Annotated in this window: 14 protein-coding genes; all 14 read left to right on the forward strand. The window is 71.1% G+C overall.

The features are described 5' to 3' along the window. The first annotated feature begins 2 nt into the window (after positions 1–2). The 14 genes from mltG to IFT73_RS04875 all read left to right on the forward strand — a co-directional run bounded on the left by mltG (position 3) and on the right by IFT73_RS04875 (position 12,191). On the forward strand, positions 3–1,160 hold the full coding sequence (gene mltG / locus IFT73_RS04810) for an endolytic transglycosylase MltG (RefSeq protein ID WP_192166612.1): 1,158 nt from the start codon (positions 3–5) through the stop codon (positions 1,158–1,160). Between the two features lie 25 nt (positions 1,161–1,185). Next, positions 1,186–1,989, forward strand: coding sequence for a shikimate dehydrogenase (locus IFT73_RS04815; RefSeq protein WP_192166613.1), 804 nt, complete (start codon positions 1,186–1,188; stop codon positions 1,987–1,989). 9 nt (positions 1,990–1,998) lie between these two features. After that, the gene (locus tag IFT73_RS04820) at positions 1,999–2,685 is read left to right on the forward strand and encodes a prepilin peptidase (protein ID WP_192166614.1); all 687 of its coding nucleotides are present in this window, start codon (positions 1,999–2,001) and stop codon (positions 2,683–2,685) included. A 35-nt stretch (positions 2,686–2,720) separates the two neighbouring features. Next, on the forward strand, positions 2,721–3,899 hold the full coding sequence (aroC, locus tag IFT73_RS04825) for a chorismate synthase (protein WP_056608157.1): 1,179 nt from the start codon (positions 2,721–2,723) through the stop codon (positions 3,897–3,899). Then, on the forward strand, positions 3,896–4,420 hold the full coding sequence (locus tag IFT73_RS04830) for a shikimate kinase (protein WP_192166615.1): 525 nt from the start codon (positions 3,896–3,898) through the stop codon (positions 4,418–4,420). Before aroC ends, IFT73_RS04830 begins: the two co-directional genes overlap by 4 nt. Then, a complete protein-coding gene (gene aroB, locus IFT73_RS04835) occupies positions 4,417–5,514 on the forward strand; it encodes a 3-dehydroquinate synthase (protein WP_192166616.1) in 1,098 nt (365 codons plus the stop codon). The genes IFT73_RS04830 and aroB overlap by 4 nt, the downstream gene beginning before the upstream one ends. Continuing rightward, positions 5,511–6,578, forward strand: coding sequence for a M24 family metallopeptidase (locus IFT73_RS19505; protein ID WP_192166617.1), 1,068 nt, complete (start codon positions 5,511–5,513; stop codon positions 6,576–6,578). Before aroB ends, IFT73_RS19505 begins: the two co-directional genes overlap by 4 nt. Beyond that, the gene (efp, locus tag IFT73_RS04845) at positions 6,575–7,141 is read left to right on the forward strand and encodes an elongation factor P (RefSeq protein WP_192166969.1); all 567 of its coding nucleotides are present in this window, start codon (positions 6,575–6,577) and stop codon (positions 7,139–7,141) included. The genes IFT73_RS19505 and efp overlap by 4 nt, the downstream gene beginning before the upstream one ends. After that, positions 7,141–7,551 (forward strand): transcription antitermination factor NusB, encoded by a 411-nt coding sequence (gene nusB, locus IFT73_RS04850; RefSeq protein WP_056608173.1) that lies wholly within the window; start codon positions 7,141–7,143, stop codon positions 7,549–7,551. Before efp ends, nusB begins: the two co-directional genes overlap by 1 nt. 100 nt (positions 7,552–7,651) lie before the next feature. Then, complete coding sequence (locus tag IFT73_RS04855) at positions 7,652–8,383, forward strand: WecB/TagA/CpsF family glycosyltransferase (RefSeq protein ID WP_192166618.1); 732 nt, start codon at positions 7,652–7,654, stop codon at positions 8,381–8,383. Between the two features lie 204 nt (positions 8,384–8,587). Beyond that, positions 8,588–9,238, forward strand: a complete 651-nt coding sequence (locus tag IFT73_RS04860) for an ABC transporter permease (RefSeq protein ID WP_371811154.1) — start codon at positions 8,588–8,590, stop codon at positions 9,236–9,238. Continuing rightward, positions 9,231–10,430: a betaine/proline/choline family ABC transporter ATP-binding protein gene (locus tag IFT73_RS04865; RefSeq protein WP_192166619.1), complete on the forward strand. Its 1,200-nt coding sequence runs from the start codon at positions 9,231–9,233 to the stop codon at positions 10,428–10,430. Before IFT73_RS04860 ends, IFT73_RS04865 begins: the two co-directional genes overlap by 8 nt. Then, a complete protein-coding gene (locus tag IFT73_RS04870; RefSeq protein WP_192166620.1) occupies positions 10,427–11,218 on the forward strand; it encodes an ABC transporter permease in 792 nt (263 codons plus the stop codon). Before IFT73_RS04865 ends, IFT73_RS04870 begins: the two co-directional genes overlap by 4 nt. A gap of 1 nt (position 11,219) precedes the next feature. Further along, the gene (locus IFT73_RS04875) at positions 11,220–12,191 is read left to right on the forward strand and encodes a glycine betaine ABC transporter substrate-binding protein (protein WP_206759091.1); all 972 of its coding nucleotides are present in this window, start codon (positions 11,220–11,222) and stop codon (positions 12,189–12,191) included. Positions 12,192–12,348 lie beyond the last annotated feature (157 nt).

Here is a 12,348-nt window from a genome sequence, read left to right on the forward strand (position 1 = left end):
GCATGAGCGACAGCGGACTCGACCTCGTCACCGGGGGACCCGACGAGCCGATCGAACCCACCGGACCCGGACGTCGGCGCGCCGACACCCCTCCCCGCAAGCCGTGGGGGCGTCGCATCGTCGCCCTCCTGGTCGTGGTGGTGCTGGTCGGCGCGGTCGTCGTGGTCGGCGGCAAGGTCAAGGACCGCTTCTTCTCGTCCGCCGAGGACTACACGGGCCAGGGCACGGGCTCGGTGACGGTGCAGATCCCCGACGGGGCCGGCGGTCAGCAGATCGCCAACATCCTGAAGGAGGAGGGCGTCGTCAAGAGCGCCGAGGCGTTCTACCAGCTGAGCCTCAGCGACAACCGCTTCATGGCCGTGCAGGCGGGCTACTTCTCGCTGCGCAAGCAGATGTCGTCCGACGCCGCGCTGGGCGCGCTGGTCGACAAGGCCAACCGGGTCGAGGGCAAGGTCACGATCCCCGAGGGGGCGCGGCTCGACCAGGTGGTCGACATCATCGCGGCCAACACCGAGATCTCGAAGGCCGACCTGCAGGCCGTCCTCGACGACCCGAAGGAGCTCGACCTGCCCGCCGTCGCCGACGGCAACCCCGAGGGCTACCTGTTCCCGGCGACGTACGAGGTGCCGCCCGGCACGACGGCCGTCGCGCTGCTCAAGCAGATGGCGGCCAAGACCGTTTCCGTCGCGACCGATCTCGACATCGGCACCCGTGCCAAGGCGCTCGGCTACACCGGCGAGCAGATCCTGACCGTCGCGAGCATCCTCGAGTACGAGGCCAACAACGACGAGGACTACGCGAAGGTCGCGCGCGTGCTCTACAACCGCCTCGACGCCGGCATGCCGCTGCAGCTCGACTCGACGGTCTCGTACGTCAGCGGCCGCAAGGGCGACGTCTTCACGACGCCCGAGGAGCGCGACGCCGAGTCGGCGTACAACACGTACCAGAACCCGGGCCTGCCCCCGGGGCCGATCGGCTCGCCCGGCGAGAAGACCATCGAGGCGGCGCTCAACCCCGCGCAGGGCAGCTGGCTGTTCTTCGTGGCCGTCAACCTCGAGACCGGCAAGACGGTCTTCTCCGACACGTTCGCCGAGCACAACCGGGCCGTCGCGCAGCTGCAGGAGTACTGCAAGACGGCACCCGAGGGCGTCTGCGGATGACCTCGTCGACGACCGGGGCCGCTCGATGATCTGCGCGGTCCTGGGGTCGCCGATCGCCCACTCGCTGTCACCCGCGATGCACCGGGCGGCGTACGCCCACCTGGGCCTCGACTGGACGTACGAGCCGGTCGAGGTGCCGGCGGGCGGGCTGGCGGAGTTCGTGGGCGCCCTGGGCGACGACGTGCGGGGGCTGTCGGTCACGGCGCCGCTCAAGCGCGAGGCAGCCGCGGTCGCCCACCAGCGCAGCGGTGACGTCGAGACCCTGGGCGTGGCCAACACGCTCGTCGTCGAGGACGGCGTGCTGTCGGCGCACAACACCGACGTGCCGGGCGCGGAGGCGGCGCTCGTGGAGCGCGGCGTCTCCCGTCCCGTGACCGCCCGCATCCTCGGCGGCGGCGCGACCGCGGCGTCGATGGCCCTGACCCTGACGCGCATGGGCGTCGAGACGGTCGAGTTCGTCGTGCGCGACGCATCGCGGGCCGCCGAGGCCGAGGCGGTGGTGCGCGGCCGTGGCATCGGCGTCGCGGTGCGGCTGCTCGACGAGCCGATGATCGAGCGGGTCGACCTGCTCGTCTCGACCGTGCCGGGCGAGGCGATCGGATCGCGCGCGCACGAGCTCGTCGAGTCGTCCCACGCGGTGTTCGACGTCGTCTACGACCCGTGGCCGACGGCGCTGGGGGCTGCGGCCGACGAGGCGGGCGTCCCGGTCGTGTCGGGTCTGGACCTGCTGGCCCACCAGGCGGCGCTGCAGGTCGAGCTCATGACGGGCTCGGACGTGTCTGCACAGCTGCTGCGCGAAGCGGCCCTCGAGGCGCTCGCGTCCCGCTAGGGTCGGCGCGTGGACCTCGTGATCGTGCTGGCGGCCGTCGGGGCCGCCGTCGTCGGGGCGGCCGGTCCCGAGGTGCTGCGGCGCATCCCCGAGCCGCCCGTCCCCGACGACGACAAGCTGCCGTACGCCGTCCTCGCCGAGCTGCGTCTCGTGCAGCCCGGCCTGGCGGTCGTGGCCGCCGCGATGGCGGCGCTCGTGGCCTGGCGCATCGACACCCCCGAGCTCGTGCCGGTGTGGGTCGTGCTGACGGGCGTGGGTGCGTGGCTGGCGTTCGTCGACTGGCACACCCGCCTCCTGCCGTACGCGATCGTCGCGCCCCTGTACGTCGTGACGCTCGCGCTCGTGGCGCTCGGAGCGCTGCTGCTGGGCGACGTCGACGTCCTGGTGCACGCCCTGGTCGCGAACGTCGTGGTCTACGTCGTCTTCCGGCTCTTCCACTGGTTCGGGCACCGCTTCTTCGGCGGGGCCTTCGGGTACGGCGACGTGCGCCTGTCGGGCGTGCTCGGGCTGGCGCTCGGTGCGCTGGGCGCGAGCGAGGTGTTCGTCGGGATGTACGGCGGATTCGTCCTCGGCGCCGTGTTCGGCGTCGTGCTCTCGCGGCTGAGGATCGTCGACGCGAAGGGCTTCGCGTTCGGGCCGTACATGGTCGTCGGGGCCGTCGTCGGTGCGGCGTTCGGTCCGGCGTTCTACCGCTGAGCCGAACCCGGGAGCAGGCATGGGAGAATCTCCGCATGCTTCGTTGGTTGACCGCTGGTGAGTCCCATGGCCCCGCTCTCGTAGCCGTCCTCGAAGGGTTGCCGGCCGGTGTGCAGGTGACCAGCACCGAGATCCAGGCGGCCCTCGCGCGCCGCCGACTCGGCTACGGCCGCGGTGCGCGCATGGCGTTCGAGGCCGACGAGCTCGAGATCGTGGGCGGCCTGCGCCACGGCTCCACGATGGGCAGTCCCATCGCGCTGCGCATCGGCAACAGCGAGTGGCCCAAGTGGGAGCAGGTCATGTCGGCCGACCCCGTCGACGCCGAGGTGCTCGACGGGCTCAAGCGCAACGCGCCCCTCACGCGTCCGCGCCCCGGGCACGCCGACCTGGCGGGCATGCAGAAGTACGGCTTCGAGGAGGCCCGCCCCGTGCTGGAGCGTGCCAGCGCCCGCGAGACCGCGGCCCGCGTCGCCCTGGGCGAGATCGCCGCCCAGTTCATCCGTCAGGTCACCGGCGCGACGATCGTGTCGCACGTCGTCGAGCTCGGCACGGTCCGCGCGCCCGCGGGCGCGATCCCGTCGCACGCCGACGTCGAGGCTCTCGACGCCGATCCCGTCCGCTGCTTCGACGCCGCGACGAGCGCCGCGATGGTCGAGGAGGTCGACCTGGCCCACAAGGAGGGCGACACCCTGGGTGGCGTCGTCGAGGTCGTCGTCGAGGGGCTCCCGCCGGGACTCGGCTCCTACACGCACTGGGACCGCCGGCTCGACGGCCGTCTCGCCCAGGCCCTGATGGGCATCCAGGCCATCAAGGGCGTCGAGATCGGCGACGGCTTCGAGCTGGCCCGCACCCGCGGCTCGCTCGCGCACGACGAGATCGTGCCGACCGACGACGGCATCCGGCGTGCCTCCGGCCGCGCCGGCGGCACCGAGGGCGGCATGACGACCGGCGAGATCCTGCGCGTGCGGGCCGCCATGAAGCCCATCGCCACGGTGCCGCGCGCGCTGCGGACGATCGACGTCCAGACCGGCGAGGAGGCCCGGGCGCACCACCAGCGCTCGGACGTCTGCGCCGTCCCCGCCGCGGGCATCGTCGCCGAGGCGATGGTCGCGCTCGTCGTCGCCGACAGCCTGGTCGAGAAGTTCGGTGGCGACTCGGTCGAGGAGACCAGCCGCAACGTCGAGAGCTACCTCGCGAACCTGAGGCTGCGTTGACGACGTCCCGCACGGGACCCGTCGTCGTCCTGGTCGGGCCCCCGGGTGCCGGCAAGTCGACCGTGGCGCAGGACCTCGCCGCGCGTCTCGGCGTCGGGTTCCGCGACACCGACCACGACATCGCCGAGGCGGCCGGCACGTCGGTGCAGGACATCTTCGTCGACCACGGCGAGGAGCACTTCCGTGCCCTCGAGGAGCAGGCCGTCGCGACCGCCCTCGCCGAGCACGACGGCGTGCTGGCGCTCGGCGGGGGAGCCGTCCTGAGCGACGCCACCCGCGCCCTCCTGCGGCAGCACCGCGTGCTGTTCCTCGACGTCGGGCTGACCGCCGCCGTCTCGCGCGTCGGCCTCAACGGCCACCGTCCGCTGCTGCTCGGCAACGTCCGCTCGCAGATGAAGGCCCTGATGGACCGCCGGCGCCCCCTGTACGACGAGGTCGCTCGCTTCACCGTCCTGACCGACTCGCTCGACGCCTCCGCGGTGGCCGATCGAGCGGTCCAGCTCATCCGGGAGGATGCATGACCACCCGCCTGACCGTCCCGACCGCGCGACCGTACGACGTCGTGATCGGCAACGGCGTGCACGAGCAGCTGCGCGGTCTCGTCGGCTTCGGCATGGCGGTCATGCGCGTCGCGATCATCCACGCGCCGACCATGGCGGCGCACGCCGCCCGCCTGCGCGAGCCGCTGGTCTCCGACCACCTCGAGGTGCACCTGATCGAGGTGCCCGACAGCGAGCAGGCCAAGACGACCGACGTGCTGGCGTTCTGCTGGAAGGTGCTGGGCGAGGCAGGCTTCACCCGCTCCGACGTCATCGTGGGCCTCGGCGGGGGAGCGACGACCGACCTGGCGGGCTTCGTCGCGGCGAGCTGGCTGCGCGGCGTCCGCTTCGTCAACGTGCCCACGACGGTGCTCGGCATGGTCGACGCCGCGGTCGGCGGCAAGACCGGCATCAACACCGCCGAGGGCAAGAACCTGGTCGGTGCGTTCCACGAGCCGGTCGGGGTGCTGTGCGACCTGGACGTCCTCGAGGGCCTCCCGGCACGCGAGCTGCGCAGCGGCATGGCCGAGGTCGTCAAGTGCGGCTTCATCGCCGATCCGTCGATCCTCGACCTCGTGGAGGCGGCCCCCGGCGCGATCGCCGACCCGACGTCGTCGATCGTGGCCGAGCTCATCACGAAGGGCATCTCGGTCAAGGCCCGGACGGTCGCCGGCGACCTGCGCGAGACGGGCGAGGACGGCTCGATCGGCCGCGAGGCGCTGAACTACGGCCACACGTTCGGGCACGCGATCGAGCGCTTCGAGCACTACCGCGTCCGGCACGGCGAGGCGATCTCGGTCGGCATGGTCTACGTCGCGGAGCTCGCGCACCGCACCGGCATGATCGACCGCGACCTGCTCGACCGTCACCGCTCGGTGCTGGCGCAGGTGGGTCTGCCGACGCGCTACCGCCGTCCCGGCATCTGGGAGGCGCTGGCCACCACGATGCGGCTCGACAAGAAGACCCGCGGCGACCAGCTGCGGTTCGTCGTGCTCGAGTCGCTCGCGCAGCCCGTCATCCTCGCCGGCCCGGACGAGTCGCTGCTGCTCGACGCCTACAGGGCCGTGTCGGCGTGACGGCCGCCGCGCGTCGCACCGCCCTCACCGAGGCGCTCGCCGCGAAGGGGCTCGACGGCCTGCTCGTCACGACGCTGGTCAACGTCCGATACCTCACGGGGTTCACGGGGTCGAACGGTGCGCTGGTGGTGCCGGTGCACGGCGACCCGCTGTTCCTGACCGACGGTCGCTACCGCGACCAGGCCGCCGCGGAGCTGCCCGACGTCGCGCACCGGATCGGCCGCGACCTCCTCGGCACGGCAGCCACCCAGATGACGTCCGGCACCTGGGGGATCGAGAGCCACACGCTGAGCGTCGACGCGCACCGGCAGCTCGCGGCCGCGACCGGCGACGACCGTCTGGCCGGCGCGGATCGCGTAATCGAGACCCTGCGCGAGGTCAAGGACGCCGACGAGATCGACGCGCTGCGCCGCGCCTGCGCGATCTCGACCGACGCCCTCGAGCAGCTGCTGGCCGGGCCGCTCGTCGGGCGCACCGAGCGCGAGGTCGCCCGCGACCTCGAGAACCGCATGCTCGACCTCGGCGCCGAGGCGATCGCCTTCGAGACGATCCTGGCCACGGGCGACCACACCGCCGTCCCGCACCACCACCCGACCGATCGTGTCCTGGCGCGGGGCGACCTGCTCAAGATCGACTTCGGCGCGCGCGTCGACGGCTACCACGCCGACTGCACCCGCACCGTCGTCCTGGGTCCCGCCGACGACTGGCAGCGCGAGGTCCACGCGGCGGTCCGCGCGTCGCAGCAGGCCGGTCTCGACCTGCTGCGCGACGGCGTCGACGTCGCCGCCTCCGACGCCGCGGCACGCGGTTCGCTCGAGGTGTCGGGGTGGCTCGAGGCCTTCACGACGGGGCTCGGACACGGCGTCGGACTGCAGATCCACGAGGACCCGTTCATCGCGGGCTCGCACGCAGGTAAACTGACTCGTCGCACCGTCCTCACGATGGAGCCGGGCATCTACGTGCCGGGCCGTGGGGGAGTGCGGATCGAAGACACCGTCCTCGTGACCGCGGGTGCCCCCGAGGTGCTCACCACGATGACCAAAGACCTCCTGGAGATCGGCTGATGGCCACCACGAACGACATCAAGAACGGCATGGTCCTCGACCTCGACGGGCAGCTCTGGTCCGTCGTCTGGTTCCAGCACCACAAGCCCGGCAAGGGCGGCGCGATGGTCAAGACCACGCTCAAGAACGTCATGAGCGGCAAGACCGTCGACAAGACGTTCAACGCGGGCCTCAAGATCGAGACCGCCAACGTCGACAAGCGCGACTTCACGTACCTGTACCACGACGGCGACTCCTTCGTGTTCATGGACAAGGTCACGTACGACCAGCTCAACGTCTCGGAGTCCGTCGTCGGCGACGCCAAGGACTACATGCTCGACAACCAGGACGCGATGCTCGCGCTGCACGAGGGCGTCCCGCTCTACATCGAGCTGCCGGCCTCGGTCGAGCTGCTCGTCGAGTACACCGAGCCGGGCCTCCAGGGCGACCGCTCGAGCGGCGGCACCAAGCCGGCCCGTCTCGAGACCGGCAAGGAGATCCAGGTCCCGCTCTTCATCGTCAACGGCGAGAAGATCAAGGTCGACACCCGCGACGGCAGCTACCTCGGTCGCGTGTCGTCCTGATGTCAGCCCGCACCAAGTCACGCAAGCGCGCGCTCGACATCCTCTTCGAGTCCGAGGCGCAGAGCCTGCCGCCCGGCGGCACGCTCGCCGACCGGCAGGCCGAGGGCGACTACCCCGTCAACGAGTACGCGGTGCTGCTGATCGAGGGCGTCGTGGCGCACCGTGACCGGCTCGACGAGATCATCGCCGAGAACGCGAACGACTGGACGCTCGAGCGCATGCCCGCGGTCGACCGCAACCTGCTGCGCATCGGCGCGTTCGAGATCCTGTACGTCGACGACGTCCCCGACGCCGTCGCCGTCAGCGAGGCGGTCGGGCTGGCCGCCGACCTGTCGACCGACGAGTCCCCGTCGTTCGTCAACGGGCTGCTGAGCCGCATCGTCGAGCTCAAGCCGTCGCTCACGTCCTGACGCACTCTCGACGGATCGGTCACGCCGCGTCATGAAGGCGCCGCGACCCGCTCTTGACCCGTGAGGCCCCGAGGCCTCCTGGGCAGAGAGCGGGTGCGCGGTGATCACCGAGGACTTGATCGACCGGATGGCGGAGAAGTGCCTCCTGAACGACGACGACTTCGACGCCGTCGTCCTGCAGCAGGGGTCGAAGCGCATCCAGACCGTGAACCTGCACCACCTGGCCCTCGCCTCGCGGTCCGACGACTTCGCGCGGACGATCGACAAGGCCGACTTCATCACCGCCGACGGCTGGCCCATCGTCTCGCTGATGCGCTCGCGTGGCATCGACCCCGCGCGGGTGACGGGCTCGGAGTTCCTCGAGCGCATGCTGGCCGGTCGCCAGTTCCAGGGCACCAAGGCCGCGATCCTGGGCGCCGACCGCGACGCGGGCTACGACTTCCGCGGTCAGCTGCACGGCTCGGGGCTGCACGTCGTGTTCCGCGACCACGGCAACCGCGGTGACTGGAAGCCCAAGCGCCTGGCCAAGAAGCTCGAGAAGTACGGCGTCGACCTGCTGATCGTGGCCGTCACCCCGCCGTTCGGCGACATGATCGGCGAGGACGTCCGCAGGGCCGGCTTCCGCGGCGTCGTGGTCAACGTCGGTGGCGCCGTCAACATGGTCACGGGCAACGCGACGATGGCGCCGGGCTGGGTGAGGGCCGCCAAGATCGAGTGGCTCTACCGTCTCGTGCAGGAGCCGAGCCGGCTGTTCCGTCGCTACATCATTGAGTGCCTGCCGGTCTTCGTGAAGTACGTCCTGCCGCACTACTGGCGTCGCTCGCGGGCCTGACCGCGCCGGAGCGGCCGTCGTCAGCGACATTCTTTCGCGAATGTCGCACAGGGGCTGCGACCTCCCTCCCGCCGCGCGGTTGAGCGGATTCCTGCGGTTCCGCGACGTCGGCGCGGCGCGCCGGAGCGGTCCGGAGACGCCATTTCGGGTAGCAGGTCACGCCCCGGCTCACTACGGTCGTCAGGACGCCAAGGGGGCCGATCAGTGGGTAGCTTCTTCGATTTCGTGCAGGACCGGTGGTCGGTGCTGTCGTTCCTCGCCTACCAGCACATGAGCCTGGTCGTGCAGACGCTGGTGCTCTCTACGCTGCTGGCGCTGGTCGTGGGCGTCGCGCTGTACCGGTCCGGCTGGGGCGTCGCGCTCGGCAACTCCATCACCGCGATCGGCCTCACGATCCCGTCGTACGCGCTGCTGGGCGTCCTCGTCGGCGTCGTCAGCATCGGCGTCCTGCCGTCGGTCGTGACGCTCGTGTTCTTCGGCTTCATGCCGATCCTGCGCAACGTCATCGTGGGGCTCAACGGCGTCGACCAGACGCTCGTCGAGTCGGCGCAGGGCATGGGCATGGGTCGCATGACCCGGCTCGTGCGGCTCGAGCTGCCGCTGGCCTGGCCCGTCATCATGACCGGCGTGCGGGTCTCCGGCCAGATGCTGATGGGCATCGCCGCGATCGCGGCGTACGCGCTCGGTCCCGGCCTCGGCGGCTACATCTTCTCCGGCATCTCCCGCACGGGAGGCGCCAACGCGACCAACTCGATCGTCGCGGGCACCCTGGGGATCCTGGTCCTCGCGGTGATCCTCGACGTCGTGCTGAACGTCTTCACCCGGCTCACGACTCCTAGGGGCATCCGTGTCTGAACCCACCTCGACCACCTCCGCCACCGAGCCGGCGCGCGCCGGAGGGGCACGCATCCTGCTCGACGGCGTCACGAAGCGGTACCCGGGCCAGGAGAAGGCCGCCGTGGACGACGTGACGCTGGAGATCCCGGCCGGCGAGATCGTCATGCTGGTCGGCCCGTCCGGGTGCGGCAAGACCACGACGATGAAGATGATCAACCGGCTGATCGAGCCCACCAGCGGGCGCATCTTCATCGGCGACGACGACGTCACGGACCGCAACGCCGACGAGCTGCGGCGCCACATCGGCTACGTCATCCAGGGCGCCGGGCTCTTCCCGCACATGACGGTCGCCGAGAACATCTCGCTCGTCCCGAAGCTGCTGAAGTGGGACAAGAAGCGCACGAGCGCGCGCGTCGACGAGCTGCTCGAGCTCGTGAACCTCGAGCCCGGCCAGTACCGCGACCGCTACCCGCGTGAGCTGTCGGGCGGCCAGCAGCAGCGCATCGGCGTCGCCCGGGCCCTGGCCGCCGACCCGCCCGTCCTGCTGATGGACGAGCCGTTCGGCGCCGTCGACCCCATCACGCGTCAGCGCCTGCAGGACGAGCTGCTGCGCCTGCAGGAGGAGCTGCACAAGACGATCGTGTTCGTGACGCACGACTTCGACGAGGCGGTCAAGCTCGGCGACCGCATCGCGATCCTGCAGGTCGGCTCGCAGATCGTCCAGTACGACACCCCCGAGCGGATCCTCAGCCACCCGGCCGACGACTTCGTGCGCGGCTTCGTCGGTCACGGGGCGGCACTCAAGCAGCTGACGCTCACGCGCGTCCGCGACGTCGAGCTGCACGAGGCGGCCGTGGCGCACGTGGGGGGCGACGAGCAGCAGGCGATCGCCGACGCCCGGGCGATCGGCCGCGAGCACGTCGTCGTCCTCGACGCGCAGGACCGACCCCAGCGGTGGCTGTCGCTGCGCGAGCTCGAGCGCCCGGGGTCTCTGCGGGACGTCCGCCGCGACCACGACCTCGAGTCCGTCAGCCTGGCGTCGACGCTGAACGACGCGCTCGACGAGATGCTCACCGCCTCGCACGGCGTCGTGGTCGTCACGGGCCGGCGCAACGCCTACCAGGGCGTCGTGCGGGTCGAGACGATCATGGACGCGATGAGCGACCTGCGGGGCGACGAGCAGGCCGAGGACGCGGAGCCGGTCTCGTGACGGCCGGCGTCGCCGAGCGCGGTGTCGACGGACCGGTCGACACGTCGTCGACCGTCAGCGTCGACCGCCCGGGACGTGCTCGCTGGTTCCTGCAGCCGACCCTGTGCGTCGCTGCCGTCGTGGCGTCGCTGGTCTACGTCAACACCGCGTCGGTGTCCGACACCGAGCGTCGGTCGCTCAGCGTCTCGGCGCTGCTGACCCTGCTGCGCCAGCACATGGCCCTCAGCCTGACCGCGACGGTGCTGACCTGTCTCGTCGCGATCCCGCTCGGCATCCTGCTGACCCGCGGACGCCTGCGCCGCTACGCCAAGCCCGTCACGACCGTCGCGGGCTTCGGCCAGGCGGCCCCCGCGATCGGGCTGATCGCGCTCGGGGCGGTGCTCCTCGGGATCGGCTTCTGGGGTGCCGCCGTCGCCCTGACCGTGTACGGCGTGCTGCCGATCGTCGCGAACACCGTCACGGGGCTCAACAGCGTCGATGCGCGACTCGTCGAGGCGGCCCGGGGGATGGGCATGTCGGCCTTCTCGACGCTCGTGCGGGTCGAGCTGCCGCTGGCGCTGCGCGTCATCGTCGCGGGGGTCCGCACGGCGCTGGTGCTGATCGTCGGCACCGCGACGCTCGCGTCGTTCACCGGCGCGGGCGGTCTCGGCACGCTCATCACGACCGGCATCAAGCTGCAGCAGGACGTGACGCTCGTGGTCGGCGCGATCCTCGTGGCGTCCCTCGCCCTGTTCATCGACTGGCTGGCTCGTCTCGTCGAGCTCGTCGCCGCACCGAAGGGGGTCTGACGTGACCACACGTCGCACCAGCAAGGTCGTGCTCGCCGTCGTCGCCGTCGTCGGCCTGGCCATGACGTCCGGCTGCGGCCTCAGGTCCGCGAGCGGGGCCGTGCTCGACGCCGAGCCGGGCGAGATCAAGCACTACGACTCGCTCGAGGGCGTGAGCCTGACGGTCGCGGCCAAGGACTTCACCGAGCAGCTGATCCTCGGCAACATGCTCTCGATCATCCTCAACGCGGCCGGCGCGGACGTCACGAACCTGACGAACATCCCGGGCAGCTTCGGCGCACGGGCCGCCCTGACGGGCGGGACGGCGAACGTCTCGCCCGAGTACACCGGCACGGGCTGGATCAACTACCTCGGCAACGACAAGCCGGTCAAGGGCGAGAAGGAGCAGTGGAAGGCCGTCGACGACGCCGACCGCTCGAACGGCCTGACGTGGCTCGAGCCCGCCCCGATGAACAACACGTACGCGTTCGCGATCCGCGCCGAGGCGGCGGAGAGGCTCGGCGCCGCGAAGCTGTCGGACCTGAAGAAGCTGCCGAAGGACGAGCTGACGTTCTGCGTCGAGAGCGAGTTCGCGGCGCGCAACGACGGCTTCGTCCCGATGCTCGAGGCGTACGGGCTGAGCAAGGACGCGATCGGCAAGGTCACGACGCTCGACACCGGCGTCGTCTACACCGCCACGGCCGACGGCTCGTGCAACTTCGGCGAGGTCTTCACGACCGACGGCCGCATCCCCGGCCTGAACCTGACGGTCCTCGAGGACGACCAGCAGTTCTTCCCGCTCTACAACCTGACCGAGGTCATCGCCTCGGATGTCCTGGCGGAGCACCCCGAGCTGAAAGAGATCTTCGGCCAGCTCAACCCCAGGCTCACCAACGAGGTCATGCTGGAGCTCAACGCCAAGGTCGACACCGACGGCGAGGACCCCGCGATCGTGGCCCGCGACTGGCTCGTCGACGAGGGCCTCCTGAAGTAGCCGGAGCGCTGCTCACGCATCCGGCTCGTCGCGTCGGCGACAGGGCGGGACTGTCCGGCGCATGGGTCCGAGCGAAGCGAGGACTGGCGCCCGGGCGGAGCCCGGCTGCGACCGAGCCGCGTCCGGGCGAGGGGTGAGTCGCTGCTAGGCTCGGACC

The sequence above is a fragment of the Aeromicrobium sp. CFBP 8757 genome (genome assembly GCF_014841755.1).
In the GTDB taxonomy this organism is placed as follows: Bacteria; Actinomycetota; Actinomycetes; order Propionibacteriales; family Nocardioidaceae; genus Aeromicrobium.

Excerpts from the sequence above, each read along its gene's own strand:
- mltG (WP_192166612.1), top strand. The coding sequence starts at position 3 with ATGAGCGACAGCGGACTCGACCTCGTCACCGGGGGACCCGACGAGCCG.
- IFT73_RS04815 (WP_192166613.1), top strand. The coding sequence starts at position 1,186 with ATGATCTGCGCGGTCCTGGGGTCGCCGATCGCCCACTCGCTGTCACCC.
- aroC (WP_056608157.1), top strand. The coding sequence starts at position 2,721 with ATGCTTCGTTGGTTGACCGCTGGTGAGTCCCATGGCCCCGCTCTCGTA.
- aroB (WP_192166616.1), top strand. The coding sequence starts at position 4,417 with ATGACCACCCGCCTGACCGTCCCGACCGCGCGACCGTACGACGTCGTG.
- nusB (WP_056608173.1), top strand. The coding sequence starts at position 7,141 with ATGTCAGCCCGCACCAAGTCACGCAAGCGCGCGCTCGACATCCTCTTC.